Consider the following 17103-nt stretch of genomic DNA (forward strand, 5'->3'; position numbering starts at 1 on the left):
CGTGGGCAGGATCGCCCGTCGTCGTGCCAAGCGAACAACAATTCGTCTCCAAGGAACTGGACTATGCTGCGCCGCCGCATGCTGATCATGTTGGGTGTTGTCTTGCTGCTCGTGCTGATCCTGGGGGGCTACAAGGCCTTTGCCATCTATCAGCAGATCCAGATGTTCTCGGCCCCCAAGCCGCCGATCAGCGTGGCGGCGACCGAGGCCAGCGAACGTGCCTGGCAGAACCGCCTGCCGGCCGTGGGCAGCCTCAAGGCGCTGCAAGGGGTCGACCTGAGCCTGGAGATCGCCGGCACGGTCAAGGCCCTGCAGTTCGAGTCCGGGCAGAAAGTCAGCAAGGGCCAGTTGTTGTTGCAACTGGACAGCGATGTCGAAACCGCATTGCTGGGGACCGCCCTCGCCGACCTGGGCCTGGCCCAGGTCGACTACAACCGCGGCAGCCAGCTGGTCGGCAGCCAGGCGATTTCCAAGGGTGAGTTCGATCGCTTGAGCGCCCAGTTCAAGCGCAACAAGGCAGTGGTCGATCAACTCAAGGCGGCGCTGGCAAAAAAGAGCATCAATGCGCCCTTCAGCGGCACCATCGGCATCCGCCAGGTGGACGTTGGCGACTACCTGGCCAGCGGCACGGTGATCGCCACCTTGCAAGACCTGAGCAGCCTCTACGTCGATTTCTTCGTCCCCGAACAGTCGATTCCCAAGCTGAGCATTGGCCAGCAAGTGCTGGTCAGCGTCGCCGCCTACCCGCAAGAGCACTTCCCCGGCAGCATCAGCGCGATCAACCCCAAGGTCGAGGACAGCACCCGCAACGTGCAGGTCCGCGCCACCCTGGCCAACCCCGACGGCAAGCTGCTGCCCGGCATGTTCACCAGCCTGCAAGTGCTGCTGCCCGACCCGCAGCCACAGGTGGTGGTGCCGGAAAGCGCGGTGACCTACACCCTGTATGGCAACTCGGTGTATGTCGCCACGGCGAAAAAGCCTGAAGACGGCAAAGTGCCAGACAACGACGACGCCCAGCCAACCCTGATTGCCGAACGCCGCTTCGTCGAGACCGGCGAACGCCGCGATGGCCTGGTGATCATCAGCAAGGGGCTCAAGGCCGGCGAAACGGTGGTTACTGCCGGCCAGTTGAAACTCACCCAGGGCGCGCCGATCAGCATCAGCCCGGACAAAGCCCTGCAAGCCCCCGACAGCCCGCCGCGCAGCAACTGATCAAGGAACCGTCATGGCCTTTACCGATCCGTTCATCCGCCGCCCGGTGCTGGCCAGCGTGGTCAGCCTGCTGATCGTGCTGCTGGGCTTCCAGGCCTGGAGCAAGTTGCCGATCCGCCAATACCCGCAAATGGAAAACGCCCTGATCACGGTGACCACCGCCTACCCCGGGGCCAACGCCGAAACCATCCAGGGCTACATCACCCAGCCGCTGCAGCAAAGCCTGGCCAGCGCCGAAGGCATCGACTACATGACCTCGGTGAGCCGGCAGAACTTCTCGGTGATTTCGATCTATGCGCGCATCGGCTCGGACAGCGACCGGCTGTTCACCGAGTTGCTGGCCAAGGCCAACGAGGTCAAGAACAAGCTGCCCCAGGACGCCGAAGACCCGGTGCTGAGCAAGGAGGCCGCCGACGCCTCGGCGCTGATGTACGTAAGCTTCTACAGCAGCGAGTTGAGCAACCCGCAGATCACCGATTACCTGTCGCGGGTCATCCAGCCCAAGCTTGCGACCCTGCCGGGCATGGCCGAAGCCGAGATCCTCGGCAACCAGCTGTTCGCCATGCGCCTGTGGATCGACCCGGTAAAGCTTGCCGGCTACGGCCTGAGCGCCAACGACGTGACCCAGGCGGTGCGCGGCTACAACTTCCTGTCGGCGGCCGGCGAGCTCAAGGGCGAGTACATCGTCACCAGTATCAACGCCACCACCGAACTGAAGAGCGCCGAAGCCTTCGCCAATATCCCGCTCAAGACCAGTGGCGACAGCCGGGTGCTGCTCGGCGACGTGGCGCGGGTTGAAATGGGCGCCGAGAACTACGACACCGTGAGCTCCTTCGACGGCACGCCGTCGGTGTACATCGGCATCAAGGCCACCCCCGGGGCCAACCCGCTGGAAGTGATCAAGGAGGTGCGCAAGCTCATGCCCGAGCTTGAAAGCCAGCTACCGCCGAACCTGAAATCCTCGATCGCCTACGACGCCACGCTGTTCATCCAGGCCTCGATCGACGAAGTGGTCAAGACCCTGGTCGAAGCGGTGCTGATCGTCATCGTCGTGGTCTTCCTGTTCCTCGGCGCCTTGCGCTCGGTGCTGATCCCGGTCATTACCATCCCGCTGTCGATGATCGGCGTGCTGTTTTTCATGCAGTTGATGGGCTATTCGCTGAACTTGCTCACCTTGTTGGCCATGGTCCTGGCCATCGGCCTGGTGGTCGATGACGCTATCGTCGTGGTGGAAAACATCCACCGTCATATCGAAGAAGGTAAATCGCCCTACGACGCGGCCCTGGAAGGCGCTCGCGAAATTGCCATGCCGGTGGTGTCGATGACCATCACCCTGGCGGCGGTGTACGCCCCTATAGGCTTTCTGCAGGGGCTCACCGGCGCGCTGTTCAAGGAGTTCGCCCTGACCCTGGCCGGCGCCGTGGTGATTTCCGGGATCGTCGCCCTGACCCTGTCACCGATGATGTGCGCCCTGCTGTTGCGGCACGAGCAGAACCCCAGCGGCCTGGCCCACCGTCTGGATGTACTCTTCGAACGGCTCAAACTGCGCTACCAGAAAACCCTCCATGGCACCCTCAACACCCGGCCGGTGGTGCTGGTGTTCGCGCTGATCGTGCTGTGCCTGATTCCGGTGTTTCTGATGTTCACCAAGAACGAGCTGGCGCCCGATGAAGACCAGGGCATCATCTTCATGATGGCCACCGCCCCGCAGCCAACCAACCTCGATTACCTGAACAGCTACACCGACGAGTTCATCAAGATCTTCAAGGACTTCCCCGAGTACTATTCGTCGTTCCAGATCAACGGCTTCAACGGCGTGCAATCGGGCATCGGCGGCTTTTTGCTCAAGCCGTGGAACGAACGCGAGCGCACCCAGATGCAGCTGCTGCCATTGGTACAGGCCAAGCTCGAAGGCATCAGCGGCCTGCAGATCTTCGGCTTCAACCTGCCCTCGCTACCGGGCACCGGTGAAGGCTTGCCGTTCGCCTTCGTGATCAACACCGCCAACGACTACGCCTCGTTGCTGGAGGTGGCCGAACGGGTCAAGGCGCGTGCCCAGGCGTCGGGCAAGTTCGCCTTCCTCGACATCGACCTGGCCTTCGACAAGCCCGAGGTGGTGGTCGATATCGACCGCGCCAAGGCGGCGCAGATGGGCGTGTCCATGGACGCCCTGGGCGGCACCCTGGCGACCCTGCTGGGCGAGGCGGAGATCAACCGCTTCACTATCGACGGGCGCAGCTACAAGGTCATTGCCCAGGTCGAGCGGCCCTACCGCGACAATCCCGACTGGCTGAACAACTACTACGTGAAGAACCAGCAGGGGCAGATGCTGGCGTTGTCGACCCTGATCAGCATCAGCGACCGCGCCCGCCCGCGTCAGCTCAACCAGTTCCAGCAACTGAACTCGGCGATCATCCAGGGCTTCCCGATGGTCAGCATGGGCGAGGCGCTGGATACCGTGCGCACGATTGCCCGTGAGGAAGCGCCGGAGGGCTACGGCTTTGACTATGGCGGCGCGGCGCGTCAGTTCGTTCAGGAAGGCAGCGCCCTGTGGGTAACCTTCGGCCTGGCGCTGGCGATCATCTTCCTGGTACTGGCGGCGCAATTCGAAAGCTTGCGCGACCCGCTGGTGATCCTGGTGACTGTGCCGCTGTCGATCTGCGGGGCGTTGATTCCCCTGTTCCTGGGGATCTCGAGCATGAACATCTATACCCAGGTGGGCCTGGTGACCCTGATCGGGCTGATCAGCAAGCACGGCATCCTGATCGTCGAGTTCGCCAACCAGTTGCGCCAGCAAAAAGGCCTGAGCGCCCGCGAAGCGGTGGAAGAAGCCGCAGCCATCCGCCTGCGCCCGGTGCTGATGACCACTGCGGCGATGGTATTTGGCATGGTGCCGCTGATCCTTGCCACCGGCGCCGGCGCGGTCAGCCGCTTCGACATCGGCACGGTGATCGCCACCGGCATGTCGGTGGGCACCTTGTTCACCCTGTTCGTGCTGCCGTGCATCTATACCTTGCTGGCCAAGGCCGATGCGCCGCAAGCCGCCACGCAAACGGTATGAAATGCAAAGGCCTCGTCGATGACGAGGCCTTTGCCCGAACGCCTTGCAAGGTTTCAGCCGCTGGCGCGTACGCCCTGGCTCAACCCGAACAGCAACAACAGCAGATCGTGATCGGGTTTGGCATCGACCTGGGGCTTGACCACCCGGGGCAACGGACATTGCGCACCGGCGTCGACCTTGCTGACTATTTGCGGGCGTGGCTCTTCCCACGCGGCCACGGCGACAGTTGCCACGCCCAGCGCCATCAGCAGGAACACACCTCGAGCTATTTCTAGTTTCATTACTCTAAACCTTTGACAGCGCTGCCAAACGCCATCTGGTAAAAATAGAGCAGTTTTTGCCACTCTGCGTCAGTGAAAGACGAATGGCGGCGCAATTGTTTAAGGTCATTGGCGGCAGCGCGCTGGCAACTGATGCGCCGGCGGCATTTTTCCAGGTCCAGCAATGCCACCTCGGCCCTGGCTTCGGCGCCCTCACCGACGACCTTGACGAACACGTGCTTGCCATACAGGCAACCATGCTGCCAGTGACCACGGTGCATACGCACCAGGTTCTGCGCCAGGTCCAGCAGGACCCGCTCGTGCAATGCCGGGTGATAGCGCTCACGGGCGCCGGCAGCAAACCAGCTGTCGATGTCCTCGAAACCTTCCAGCGCCTCGCTGACCAGCAACGCGCGCCACTGGTGCTCGGCATCGCGCTCGACGCCGCAATAGACGATATGCGGCACCCGCACGCCAAGCTGCTCGAAACTGTTCAGGGCCTCGTACTCACGGAGCACGGTGGGCCGGCCGAAGGGGTGCAAAAGGCTGCGGTAGATATGGCCGATCTGACGCTTGGCATAGAACGTATGGCCCGTGTCGTCGCTCAGGCGTTGTACACCACTCTCGCCGCCGCGACGCTGATTGGGCTCCTCGACCCATTCACCCTGCTGCTGCCAGAAATGATCGAACTGATCCTTGTTCGTCGTTGCTGCTGTGCGCTCAAACCCCATGCCCCGCTCACCCCTTACGCAATAGATAGACTCGCCACATGGCATAGAACGGCAAGAAGTCCAATCGTTCCTGAATGCGGAACCCTGCGGCTTCGAATTCTTCTTCAACCGTAGCAGCTGGTAACACAAAACGATTCTGGTAACTGCCCTGCCCGCTTTCGGCGTAACGCCGTTGCTCGAGCTTTTTGCGCCGCCAGGCTTTGAAGTTGCCATCCACCCACAGCGAAACGATCACGCTGTCGCGGGTAACTCGTTGAAATTCCGAGAGTAATGTCTTGCGATGGGCGGCTTCACCGATGTGATGCATCAGCCGCATGCAAAAAATACTGTCGACCGAGTTATCCGGTAAATCGATGGCGAAGGCAGATGTCTGCAAGGTACGTACCCGTTCCACCACATGGGCCGGCTGCGAGGCGCGTGCAGTTTCGAGCATGGCTTCGGAGTTGTCGGCGCCGATGATCACCCGGTTGGGTTTTTCTGCCAGCAACGGCCAGAAACGCCCGGCGCCGCACGGCAGGTCGAGGACCAGCCCGGGCTCGCCAGCCAGCGCCAGGGCGCGACGGGCCAGTTGCTCGTCACGCTGGTGGGACATCCGCCGCGCCAGGCCATCCTGGTGCTTGAGGAAGTATTCCTGGGCGTGCTGCTGGTCGTACTTTTCCGAAAACTCGAGTTTGATAGGGCTACGCATTGTGCATCTCCTGACTCCAATGCACTCACCTTAGGCAGGCAAGCGTTGGCGTCAGGTCATGCTGGTGTGAAAAATTTGTTAGTTTTCACGGTAAAGGTTTCAACAAATTACAAACTTTCACACCGGCCAATGCCCTGTTACCCCTCGAGCGGCCGCTCGGGTGCCAGGCTCAGGTCGACATGGAAGCGGCAGCCATGGGGCACCATAGCGCTAAGGCTGACCGACCAGCCCTGATCGTCACAGATCCGCTGCACCAGCGACAAACCCAGGCCCAGGCCTTCGCCACGCCGTTCGTCGCCGCGCACGAACGGCCGGAACATGGCTTCGCGCTGCTCTTCGGGAATCCCCACGCCACTGTCCTCGACCAGAAACCCGGCAGGCTCCAGGGTCAGGCGGATAAAGCCTTGGTCGGTGTAGTGCGCGGCGTTGCGCAGCAGGTTGCCCATCACCGCCTGCAGAAAGGTGGCGTTGTACAAGGTCGAGGTTGCGGCCTTGGGGTCGTACAGCAAGGTCAGGCCTTTCTGCTCGATGGTGTCGCGCCAGACGCCAATCAGGTCATCGGCGACTTCCTTCATGGTTGCCTGCGAGGCCACTGCGCCTTCGTCGCGCTGGGCACGGGCAAGCATCAGGAAGGTTTTCACCAGTTCCTGCATCTCTTCAGTGGCGCGGGCGATACGTTCGACCTGGGAGCGCGCCCGGGGCTCCATGTTGGGGTTGACCAGCAACAGCTCGCAGGAGCTGGCCAGCACCATCAGCGGCGTGCGCAGCTCGTGGCTGACGTCGCTGGTAAACAGGCGTTCACGGGTCAGAGCATCGCGCAGACGCCCAAGGGTGTCGTCGAAGGCCACCGCCAGCTGGCCGACTTCATCCGCGGCGTAATCTGGTGCCAAAGGTGGTGCCAGGCCGAGCAACTGGTCGCGGTGACGAACCTGGCGCGCCAGGCGGATCACCGGCGCCATAACCCGGCGGGCCAGAACCCAGCCGAGGAACACTGCCAGCGCCAGGCTCAACACGAAGCCGACCACCACGACGGCGAACAGCACCCGCTCGCGTTCTTCGAAATCGCTCTGGTCCTGGAGCAGGACATAGCGCCGGCCATCAACGATTTCGACCATCGCGTGGTAGGACAAGTCTTCGCGAAACACTTCGTGAAAGCCTCGTTCGAGATGGCGCAAATCCTTGGGCAGTTCGAATTCGTCGCGCCCGCCGCTGAAATAGAACAGTTGGTCCGGCCGTGGCCGGTGGCTCCAGTCGCCGACGCTGTCCATGCGCAGCAAGCGCTGCAGATCGCCGCCCAGTACCGCGGAAATCAGCCGCTCTTCGACCAGGTGCACGGTGGCAACAATGCCAAAGGCAAACGCCCCGGCCACCAGTGCGCTCATCAGGGCAAAAGCAATGATGATGCGCTGGGCAAGGCTCTGTCTAAACTCCATCACGGCCCTCGGCCAGACGATAGCCGACGCCGTGGACGGTATGCAGCAGGGGTTTTTCGAAGGGTTTGTCGATCACCTGGCGCAACTGGTGAACATGGCTGCGCAGGCTGTCGCTGTCCGGGCAGTCATCGCCCCACAGCGCCTCTTCGAGCACTTCGCGGCGCAGTACGTGCGGGCTCTTCTGCATCAGCACAGCCAGCAGCTTGAGGCCCACCGGGTTGAGTTTGAGCAGCTTGCCTTCGCGGGTCACTTCCAGGGTGTCCAGGTCGTAGATCAGGTCGCTGATCTGCAAGGTCCGGCGACCGCCGCCCTGGGCCCGGCGCAGTACTGCCTCGATGCGCGCGGCCAGCTCCGACAGCGCGAACGGCTTGAGCAGGTAATCGTCAGCGCCAGAACGAAAACCCTGCAAGCGGTCATCGAGCTGGTCTCGGGCGGTGAGCATGATCACCGGGGTATCACGCCGGGCATCTTCGCGCAGACGCTTGCACAGGGTGTAGCCGTCGATGCCGGGCAGCATGATGTCGAGCACGATCAGGTCGTAGTGCTCGGTAGCGGCCAGGTGCAGGCCGGACAGGCCATCCTGGGCACAATCCACCGTGTAGCCCTTCAGGCCCAGGTAGTCGGCCAGGTTGGCCAGGATATCGCGGTTGTCTTCAACCAGTAGAATTCGCATTGGGGTGTCTCCGGTCCGACGCTTTTGCCTGCTTGGCAGGCGCAGCTTAAGGCCATCAGCGCCGCCAGGCTAGGTCGGCGCGACTTTATTGCAGGTTAACGTTTTTTTCACCGAGCCTTCACGGACAGGTGATGGCGGCTGCCCGAGAATTGCCGGTCGGACTCCCCTTTGACCTGCCTGGACTTGCCATGTCACTACCCGCCTACTCCCGTCCGCTGAATTTCTGGATCGCCCTGGGCATTCCCGCCATTACCGCAATCATATTGATCCTGCTGGAACTGACCTCGCTGGACATGGACCTGGCCAAGCTGGCGTTCGATCCGGTAGCCGGGCAGTTCATCGGCCGGCACAGCTATTTTCTCGAAGATATCCTGCACGACCGGGCCAAACAGGCGGTAATCGCCCTCGGTTTGCTGGCGATTGTCGCCTTCGCCGTGAGTTTCTTCTGGTCGCGGCTGTTCAGCTGGCGGCGGGAACTGGGTTGCCTGGTGCTGGCCATGGGTTTGTCGACCAGCTTTGTCACCCCGGTCAAGGCAGTAACTGCGGTGCAGTGCCCGTGGAGCCTGAGCGAGTTTGGTGGCAAGGAAACCTACAGCGAGCTGCTCAGCCCGCGCCCGGCTACCGACAAGCCCGGACGCTGCTGGCCAGGCGGCCATGCGGCAACCGGTTTTACCCTGTTTGCACTGTTTTTTGTTTTGCGTGATCGGCGCCCGCGCCTGGCCAGGGCCGCGCTGGTATTCGCCTTTGGCCTGGGTACGCTGTTTTCGGTGGGGCGCATGCTGCAGGGCGCGCACTTCTTTTCGCACAACGTATGGACGGCGGTGTTTTGCTGGCTGATCAGCCTTGGCTGTTACTACTGGGTGCTGTACCGCCGGCCGGTTGAGGTCAAGCAGGACGCGCTGGTTGCTGCAAAGTAAAAACGCAGGCATAAAAAAGCCCCGCACAAGGCGGGGCTTTTTATCGAGCGGGTAAGGCTGGCTTACATCATGCCGCCCATGCCACCCATACCACCCATGCCGCCCATGTCTGGCATGCCGCCGCCAGCACCAGCTTCCACTGGAGCGTCAGCAACCATGGCTTCGGTGGTGATCATCAGACCGCCAATCGAAGCTGCAGCTTGCAGGGCCGAACGGGTTACTTTGGCAGGGTCGAGGATACCCATCTCGATCATGTCGCCGTACTCGCCGGTCGCAGCGTTGTAACCGAAGTTGCCGGAACCTTGCTTGACCTTGTCGACAACCACGCTTGGCTCGTCGCCGGCGTTGGCAACGATCTGACGCAGTGGCGCTTCAACAGCGCGACGCAGCAGCTGAATACCGACGTTCTGGTCTTCGTTGTCGCCTTTGAGCTCGGAGATAGCTTGCAGCGAGCGAACCAGGGCAACACCACCGCCAGGCACCACGCCTTCTTCGACGGCTGCACGGGTAGCGTGCAGGGCGTCTTCAACGCGGGCTTTCTTCTCTTTCATTTCGACTTCGGTGCCAGCACCGACCTTGATCACGGCAACACCGCCAGCCAGCTTGGCCAGACGCTCTTGCAGTTTTTCACGGTCGTAGTCCGAGGAAGTCTCGGCAACCTGAGCGCGGATCTGGGTGATGCGCGCTTCGATATCGCCTTGAACACCAGCGCCGTCGACGATGATGGTGTTTTCCTTGGACAGGGTCACACGCTTGGCGTTACCCAGGTGCTCCAGGGTAGCGGATTCCAGGCTCAGGCCGATTTCTTCGGAGATCACGGTACCGCCGGTCAGGACGGCGATGTCCTGCAGCATGGCCTTGCGGCGATCGCCGAAGCCAGGGGCCTTGACTGCAGCAACCTTGACGATGCCGCGCATGTTGTTGACCACCAGGGTGGCCAGCGCTTCGCCTTCGACGTCTTCAGCCACGATCAGCAGCGGACGGCCGGCCTTGGCAACGGCTTCCAGAACTGGCAGCAGTTCGCGGATGTTGGAGATTTTCTTGTCAACCAGCAGCAGCAGCGGGCCATCCAGCTCGGCGACCATGGTGTCTGGCTTGTTGACGAAGTAAGGGGACAGGTAGCCGCGGTCGAACTGCATGCCTTCTACGACCGACAGTTCGTTTTCCAGGCCCGAGCCTTCTTCGACGGTAATCACGCCTTCTTTACCGACTTTTTCCATGGCTTCGGCGATGATGTCACCGATGGAGTTGTCGGAGTTGGCCGAGATGGTGCCGACCTGAGCGATGGCCTTGGAGTCGGCGCATGGCTTGGACAGGGACTTCAGCTCTTTGACGATGGCGATGGTGGCTTTGTCGATACCACGCTTGAGGTCCATCGGGTTCATGCCGGCAGCAACGGCTTTCAGGCCTTCGCTAACAATGGCCTGAGCCAGAACGGTAGCGGTGGTGGTGCCGTCACCAGCTTCGTCGTTGGCCTTGGAGGCAACGTCTTTCAGCAGCTGGGCGCCCATGTTTTCAAAGGCGTCTTTGAGCTCGATTTCTTTGGCAACCGACACACCGTCTTTGGTGATGGTTGGAGCGCCGAAGCTCTTGGCCAGAACAACGTTACGGCCTTTCGGGCCCAGGGTGGCTTTTACAGCGTCAGCCAGAACGTTGACACCAACGAGCATTTTCTTACGGGCGGAGTCGCCGAATTTTACGTCTTTAGCAGCCATGATCGTTTAATCCTTGAATACTTTGGAGTAACGGGAAACCAGCGGAATCAGCCTTCGATGACAGCGAGAATTTCGTTCTCAGCCATCACCAGCAGGTCTTCGCCGTCAACTTTCACAGTGTTGCTGCCCGAGTAAGGGCCGAAAACCACCTTGTCACCCACTTTCACGGCCAGCGCACGCACTTCACCGTTGTCCAGGATGCGACCGGTACCTACAGCGACGACTTCGCCACGGTTAGGTTTTTCCGCGGCCGAACCTGGCAGAACGATACCGCCAGCGGTTTTCGATTCTTCTTCGCTGCGACGGATAACGACGCGGTCATGCAGAGGACGAAGCTTCATTGTCGATCTCTCCTAATTGTGGTTTTCATCGGCCGGTATCGACACCGGCGGGTTGATGCTTGCGGCGTAGCCGCTCGTAGCCCGCGGGGCGGACCACACATGTAATGTCTGGTGCAAATCACCAGAAACCTTGCGGTGACCCATACATGAGGTCGCCAAGAGCAATTACAAGGCTTGGCTGTGAAAATTTTTAGCGATCGGCGCTGCACAAAGCAAAACGGCCCCGATAGGGGCCGTTGGCAAAGCACAGGTAACCTTTACAAGTCCCGTGGATTGCGCAGGTTAGGCTGAGCAGGATCTTCACGACCGACCACTTCACCTTCGATCACCGTTGGCTGGTGGCCACCGGGCTGGCCCGGCCGCGCCATGAACGGATCATCGCCAAAGGCGCGCTGGCGCATGGCCTGGGCCTCGGCGCGCTCGCGCATCTTGCGCCCGAGCAAGCGACGGGTGAACGGCAGCAGGCAGACCAGGCCGATCACGTCACTGATGAAGCCGGGCAACAGCAGCAGGCCGCCACCGAGCGCCAGCATCAGGCCGTGGAACATGTCCTCGGCCGGCAACTCGCCGCGCTGCAGGCTCTCGCGGGCACGCAGGGCGGTGGCCAGGCCCGCCACCCGCACCACCAGCACGCCCAGGGCGGAGCCAGCGATGATCAGCAGCAGCGCGGGAAAGAAGCCGATCGCGGTGCTGACCTTGAAAAACACATACAGCTCCAGCACCGGAAAAATCAGAAACAGCAATAGAAAAGCACGCATCAACGGTTCCTCTGCGCAAGATGTCCTTGCAGTAGACCTTTAATGGATGCGATCCCTCGCCATTTCAAGCCTCGGCGGCTTGCCGTTGAGGCCATTGATCGGCGCGGGCCAGAAAAACCAGGGCTTCGCGCACTTGTATCGGCGTATTGCAAGGCGCTGCGAACGGCAACCAGTGCAGGGCCTGGCCAATGCGCAGGTGCATGCCCTCGCTGTCGATGCCGACCATCTGCGCCGCCGCGCCCTGGGGCAGGCCGCTGAGCTGGACGTAGTGCTCGATGGCGTTGGCGTGATCGCTGTTCATGTGCTCGATCATGCTCTGTTCGGCCTTGCCGGCAAAGGGGTTGGCCAGGTTCAGGTGATCGATCCAGTGGATTGCGCCGAAGCCGCCGATGTAGCGATGGCGCACCGGCTTGAGCACCCAGAAGTCGAAATCGTGGGCTTTATGGTAGTTGGCCGATTCGGGGAAGTAACGGTAATAGCGCTCGGCAGCGGCTTCGACTGCCTCGGTCTCGACCAGCTGTTGCGCCTCGGCCAGCACGGTCAGGCGGCCCACCGCCTGGACGTCCTCGGCGTCGCGCTCGCCCACCAGCAACGAGCACTTGGGGTCTTTTTGCAGGTTGTGGGTGTGCTGGGCAATGCGGCTGATCAGGATCAGCGGATTGCCGTCGGCATCCAGGCAATAGGGCACCACCGATCCGAACGGAAAGCCCGGCATCGATTTGGAATGGGTCGACAGCACCCCGCGGTATTCCTTGAGCAGCAGCTCCCGTGCCTGTGTTGCGGCTTTAGCGCTCACTGTATGACTCCCCGCTCGATAATCGTCGTAATGCCGAGCGTGCATGCGCGCACGCCCAGGCTAGTTAACCGACAAAATAATCATTATCGCTCGGTGTTGCCAGCGTGCTTACCAGGCCACACCGAAACCTGCGGTATAGCGGGTCTTGTCCAGGTCGCTGTCGCGGGTGCCGCTGATGATGTCTTTCTCGGCCTTGAGGTTGAGCGAGGCCCACTCGGTAACCTTGTAGCGCAGGCCGACCTCGGCATCCAGAGCGTACTCGGCGACGCCGCCCAGCGGTTTGCCGACTTCGCCGTTGGTGAAGAACTCGACGCGCTTGCCAATCAGGTAGCGGTTGTAGTCCCACTTCATGGCCAGCGAGTAGAAGTTGTCCTTGCCGCCGTCGGCGTATTCATAGTCGGTACGGTTGACCAGCGAACCGAGCGAGAACGCGCCCAGTTCGTCATCCCAGAACTGGTAGCCCGGGCCGGTACCCACGGTGCGCTGGCGGGCGAGGTCTTCGATGTGGTCACGCTTGTATTCCAGACGGCCCTGCCAGAACCACTTCTCGGTGATGAAGCGGTCCAGCGCGTATTCGGCGCTCCAGTTGTTGGTGGTGGTGACCTCGTCCTTGCTTTCGCGGTTGTATTCGCCTTCGGCCTGATGGCGCCAGCGGCCGTGACGGGCGGTGGTCTTGAAGTCGATGTCGTAGTCGTCGCTGTCGGTTTCGGCGCGCTTATAGTCCATGGCCAGGTCGACATTGCCCTTCCACGACAGGTCCTCGACCACAGGCTTTGGCTTCATGATCTGCTGGATGCTGGCCAGTTCGACAGTCTTGGGGGCCTCGCCGTTGGCCAGAACGACCTTGCCGTCTTCGGCAGCCTGCAGCGACTTGGCTTTTTCGCCGCTGTAGGCGTCTTGCTTGACCAGCAACTCCTGATCGCTTTCCAGGGTCTGCACCTGCTTCCAGTCCAGGGCGATGGAGCCGCCATAAGGCGTTTCGAGCAACAGTTTGCCGCCATCGAAAACCTTGATCTTGCCGCTCAGCTTGTCACCGTTTTTCATCCACACGGTGTCGGCAAGGGCGGGGGAACAGGCAGCAGCGAGGGCAACGCACAACAAGGCTCTAGGAAACATAAGCGGCAACGGACTCGGGTTCGCGAAAAAAGTCGGGCATTATCCAGATACCCGCCATCAGAGCAAGGACTGACCTGCCCCATGTCGATGAGTTCAATTCTTATTTGCTCGAACAAACCTGCGCGTGCAGCGCGCAATAAGCGAATCCCGCGATGAACGGGATTCCCGGCGATCCGACCGAAAGCGCCGAAGCCCGACGAATGGCACTCTACCTGGTGCTTGGCCAGGTGCCCGCGGGCAAGGTGATCAGCTACGGCGAACTGGCGCAACTGGCAGGTTTAGGCCGTGCGGCGCGCTGGGTCGGGCGTACCCTCAGCCAGTTGCCCAGCGATACCCAGTTGCCCTGGCACCGGGTGCTGGGCGCCGGCGGACGCCTGAGCCTGGCCCTGGGCACCCCTTCAGGCGATGAACAGCGGGCCCGGCTGCGCGCAGAAGGCATCACCTTGCACAATAATCGTGTGGATATGTTGCGCCATGGCTGGCGCCCGATGGAGCACAGCGGTTAGAGTGCGCGCTTTGTTTTCGTAAACTTGAGGCAGATGTTGGCCCATGCCCCGTAAAACCTGGCGCGCTGCGCTCGCTGCCTATGCCAGCCCGTCGACACTGGTGCTGTTGTTGCTCGGCTTTGCCGCCGGCCTGCCTTACATGCTGGTGTTTTCGACCCTGTCGGTATGGCTGCGCGAGGCCGGCGTGGCCCGTGAAACCATCGGCTATGCCAGCCTGATCGGCCTGGCCTATGCCTTCAAATGGGTGTGGTCGCCGCTGCTCGACCAATGGCGCCTGCCGTTGCTCGGCAAACTCGGGCGCCGCCGCTCCTGGCTGGTGCTGTCGCAAATCCTGGTGGTTATCGGCCTGATCGGCATGGGCTTCTGCGACCCGCAAAAGCACCTGTCCTGGCTGATTGCCCTGGCGGTGCTGGTGGCCTTTGCCTCGGCCACCCAGGACATTGCTGTCGACGCCTACCGCCTGGAAATCGCCGATGACCAGCGCCAGGCCGCGCTGGCCGCCAGCTACATGGCCGGCTACCGGGTTGCCGCGCTGCTGGCTACCGCCGGTGCCTTGTTCTTCGCCGAAGGCTTCGGCTCAACCGGCTTCAGCTACCTGCACAAGGCCTGGACCGGCACCTACGTGCTGTTCGGCGTGATGATGCTGCCGGCGCTGATCACCACCCTGCTGATGCGCGAACCGCCGGTGCCACTGCGCACCCAGCTGTCGGCGGCGCGCTACGGCCTGGCCCACCAGCTGGTGTCGGTGTTCGTGCTGATCATCCTGCTGGTGTCGGTACCGGCTACCTTCACCCAGCTGTACAACACCGATTTCGCCAGCGTGCTGTTCGAAGGCGTGAGCCTGCTCGACTTGCTGCTCGAAGACCGCGCCTTCCTGCGCGCAATCCTCTATATCACCCTCACCGCCCTGTGCCTGTCGTCCATGGGCCGCCGCGGCCTGGCACCGGTGCTGACGCCGGTCAACGACTTCATCACCCGCTATCGCTGGCAGGCCCTGCTGCTGCTCGGGTTGATCGCCACCTACCGGATGTCCGACACGGTGATGGGCGTAATGGCCAACGTGTTCTACATCGACCAGGGCTTCACCAAGGACCAGATCGCCAGCGTCAGCAAGATCTTCGGCCTGATCATGACCCTGGTGGGTGCCGGTTTCGGCGGCTTGCTGATTGTGCGCTTCGGCATCTTGCCGATCCTGTTCATCGGCGGCGTGGCGTCGGCGGCGACCAACATCCTGTTCCTGATGCTCGCCGACATGGGCGCCAACCTGCAGATGCTGATCGTCACCATCTCGCTGGACAACTTCAGCTCGGGCCTGGCCACCTCGGCGTTTGTCGCCTACCTGTCGAGCCTGACCAACCTGAAGTTCTCGGCGACCCAGTACGCCCTGCTCAGCTCGATCATGCTGCTGTTGCCGCGGCTGATCGGCGGCTATTCAGGGGTCATGGTCGAGAAGTTCGGCTACCACGACTTCTTCCTGATCACCGCCCTGCTCGGCGTGCCGACCCTGATCCTGATCGCCCTGCAATGGCGTCAGGAGCGCGGCAAGCCAGAGCCGGTCGAGCATCAGGTTGCAGAACGCCCCTGAACCGCGCTGAGGCTATCGCCGGGATTACTCCGGGATAGCCTCTGGCAGGTTGCTGGAAGCGCTCAGAACGACCCTCAGCGGCCATAGCGCAAGAATCCCCGCAGCGCCCGCCGCCAGGGCGAAGTGCACCAGGCTGGCACCCGCGCCGAGCATCGCCAGCAACGCCCCGCCAAGGCCCAGCAGGGCAATGGTGATCATCCCCAGCATCGCCGACACCAGGCCCTTGCTCTGCTCGCTGGAAAACAGCGTCATGCGGTACAGCACCGCGTTGGCGATGCCCAGGCCCAGGGCGTACACCGACAGGCCGGCCACCAGGCTCAGCACCGAAGGCAGCAGCCAGGTGCCGAGCATCATGCCCAGCAAACCGATCAGGAACGGCCACAGCGCCCGCCGTACCAGGGTAGTCAGCGCGTAGCGGTCGGCGATGCGGTTGATGATCAGGTTGCCGAGGATCAACCCGCCGAACACTGGCAATTGCCACAGGGCGTAATCCAGGGTGCTCAGGCCCTCGTCATGGATCAGCAGCACCGGCGACAGGCCGATCCAGCCGATCAGCGGCAAGCCGACCAGGCCCAGGGCGGCACTGCCGGCGACAAAGCGGCGGTTGGCCAATAGTTGCCCGTAGCCGGCCAGCAACGGCAACAAGTGGATCGGCTGGAACGCCAGGCGCGAGCCGTCGCGGCGCTCGACGCCAAGGGTTTCCGGCATGAACCGATACAGGGCAAACCAGGCCAGCACCGCCGCCGCGCCGAACAGCACGAACAGCCAGCGCCAGGACACCCACTCCAGCAGCAGGGTGCCGACCAATGGCCCGAGCAGCGGCGAGAGCAAGGCAATATTGGCCAGCAAGGCCATCATCCGCACCGCGTCGGCCTCGCTGAACGCCTCGTTGAGCGCCGGGTAGCTGACGGTCACGACAAAGCCCAGGCCGATGCCCTGCAGCAGGCGCAGCAGGTTGAACAACTCGATGCCCTGCACCCAGAAGGTAGCGATGCAGGCCAGGCAGAAGAACGCGCAGCCACCCAGCAGCAGCGGTCGCCGCCCGTAACGGTCGGCCAGCGGGCCGATCAGCCATTGCAGGACAACGCCGCCAAGCAGGTAGAGGTTCAGCGCGTGGGGAATGAATTCGGGGCTGGCGTTCAGGTCACCGACCACCACCGGCATCGCCGGCATTACCACGTCACTGGCGAGGTAAGTGAGCAGTTCGAACAGCGCCAGGGTCATGGCGAAACAAAACGCCCGCAACGGCGTGATGTTGATCAGGGGGGTAAGCATGATAAGACCGGGCAAACAGAAGTAAGCGAGCCTATA

At 62.1% G+C, this 17103-nt stretch carries 16 protein-coding genes; 5 read left to right on the forward strand and 11 right to left on the reverse strand.

Translation table 11 applies throughout. The features are described 5' to 3' along the window. Positions 1–63: 63 nt before the first annotated feature. Together ACZ9A3_RS18715 and ACZ9A3_RS18720 are read left to right on the forward strand one after the other, a co-directional pair. Positions 64–1212, forward strand: a complete 1149-nt coding sequence (locus tag ACZ9A3_RS18715) for an efflux RND transporter periplasmic adaptor subunit (RefSeq protein ID WP_476252994.1) — start codon at positions 64–66, stop codon at positions 1210–1212. Positions 1213–1225: 13 nt separating this feature from the next. After that, positions 1226–4273, forward strand: a complete 3048-nt coding sequence (locus tag ACZ9A3_RS18720) for a multidrug efflux RND transporter permease subunit (protein WP_093379860.1) — start codon at positions 1226–1228, stop codon at positions 4271–4273. 53 nt (positions 4274–4326) lie between these two features. Here ACZ9A3_RS18720 and ACZ9A3_RS18725 read toward each other — a convergent pair whose 3' ends face one another. The 5 genes from ACZ9A3_RS18725 to colR all read right to left on the reverse strand — a co-directional run bounded on the left by ACZ9A3_RS18725 (position 4327) and on the right by colR (position 8058). Next, a complete protein-coding gene (locus ACZ9A3_RS18725; RefSeq protein WP_045197388.1) occupies positions 4327–4554 on the reverse strand; it encodes a hypothetical protein in 228 nt (75 codons plus the stop codon). After that, a complete protein-coding gene (locus ACZ9A3_RS18730) occupies positions 4554–5264 on the reverse strand; it encodes a lipopolysaccharide kinase InaA family protein (protein ID WP_045197386.1) in 711 nt (236 codons plus the stop codon). Before ACZ9A3_RS18730 ends, ACZ9A3_RS18725 begins: the two co-directional genes overlap by 1 nt. 7 nt (positions 5265–5271) lie before the next feature. Next, entirely contained in the window at positions 5272–5952 is a 681-nt protein-coding gene (locus tag ACZ9A3_RS18735) for a class I SAM-dependent methyltransferase (protein ID WP_045197385.1), read from the reverse strand. 137 nt (positions 5953–6089) lie between these two features. Further along, positions 6090–7385, reverse strand: coding sequence for a sensor histidine kinase (locus tag ACZ9A3_RS18740; RefSeq protein WP_045197383.1), 1296 nt, complete (start codon positions 7383–7385; stop codon positions 6090–6092). Then, positions 7375–8058: a two-component system response regulator ColR gene (gene colR, locus ACZ9A3_RS18745; RefSeq protein WP_045197381.1), complete on the reverse strand. Its 684-nt coding sequence runs from the start codon at positions 8056–8058 to the stop codon at positions 7375–7377. The genes ACZ9A3_RS18740 and colR overlap by 11 nt, the downstream gene beginning before the upstream one ends. A gap of 188 nt (positions 8059–8246) precedes the next feature. Between colR and ACZ9A3_RS18750 the strand changes: the two genes are divergently transcribed. Continuing rightward, a complete protein-coding gene (locus tag ACZ9A3_RS18750) occupies positions 8247–8975 on the forward strand; it encodes a phosphatase PAP2 family protein (protein WP_476252995.1) in 729 nt (242 codons plus the stop codon). Positions 8976–9037: 62 nt separating this feature from the next. Here ACZ9A3_RS18750 and groL read toward each other — a convergent pair whose 3' ends face one another. The 5 genes from groL to ACZ9A3_RS18775 form a co-directional block, all read right to left on the reverse strand. Next, entirely contained in the window at positions 9038–10690 is a 1653-nt protein-coding gene (groL, locus tag ACZ9A3_RS18755; protein ID WP_045197377.1) for a chaperonin GroEL, read from the reverse strand. Between the two features lie 47 nt (positions 10691–10737). Next, complete coding sequence (locus ACZ9A3_RS18760; RefSeq protein WP_003260750.1) at positions 10738–11031, reverse strand: co-chaperone GroES; 294 nt, start codon at positions 11029–11031, stop codon at positions 10738–10740. A 257-nt stretch (positions 11032–11288) separates the two neighbouring features. Beyond that, a complete protein-coding gene (locus tag ACZ9A3_RS18765) occupies positions 11289–11789 on the reverse strand; it encodes an FxsA family protein (RefSeq protein WP_045197374.1) in 501 nt (166 codons plus the stop codon). Between the two features lie 64 nt (positions 11790–11853). Further along, entirely contained in the window at positions 11854–12585 is a 732-nt protein-coding gene (locus ACZ9A3_RS18770) for a HugZ family pyridoxamine 5'-phosphate oxidase (RefSeq protein WP_093379850.1), read from the reverse strand. Between the two features lie 108 nt (positions 12586–12693). Next, entirely contained in the window at positions 12694–13701 is a 1008-nt protein-coding gene (locus ACZ9A3_RS18775) for a DUF481 domain-containing protein (protein ID WP_045197889.1), read from the reverse strand. Between the two features lie 152 nt (positions 13702–13853). On the opposite strand from ACZ9A3_RS18775, the gene ACZ9A3_RS18780 reads away from it, so the two are divergent. Further along, entirely contained in the window at positions 13854–14207 is a 354-nt protein-coding gene (locus ACZ9A3_RS18780; protein WP_045197370.1) for an MGMT family protein, read from the forward strand. A gap of 43 nt (positions 14208–14250) precedes the next feature. Then, on the forward strand, positions 14251–15792 hold the full coding sequence (locus ACZ9A3_RS18785; RefSeq protein WP_045197368.1) for an AmpG family muropeptide MFS transporter: 1542 nt from the start codon (positions 14251–14253) through the stop codon (positions 15790–15792). A 24-nt stretch (positions 15793–15816) separates the two neighbouring features. Here the strand turns inward: ACZ9A3_RS18785 and ACZ9A3_RS18790 are convergent, their stop codons facing one another. Further along, a complete protein-coding gene (locus tag ACZ9A3_RS18790) occupies positions 15817–17067 on the reverse strand; it encodes an MFS transporter (protein WP_213603340.1) in 1251 nt (416 codons plus the stop codon). Positions 17068–17103 lie beyond the last annotated feature (36 nt).

The organism is Pseudomonas sp. TE4620 (genome assembly GCF_056279045.1).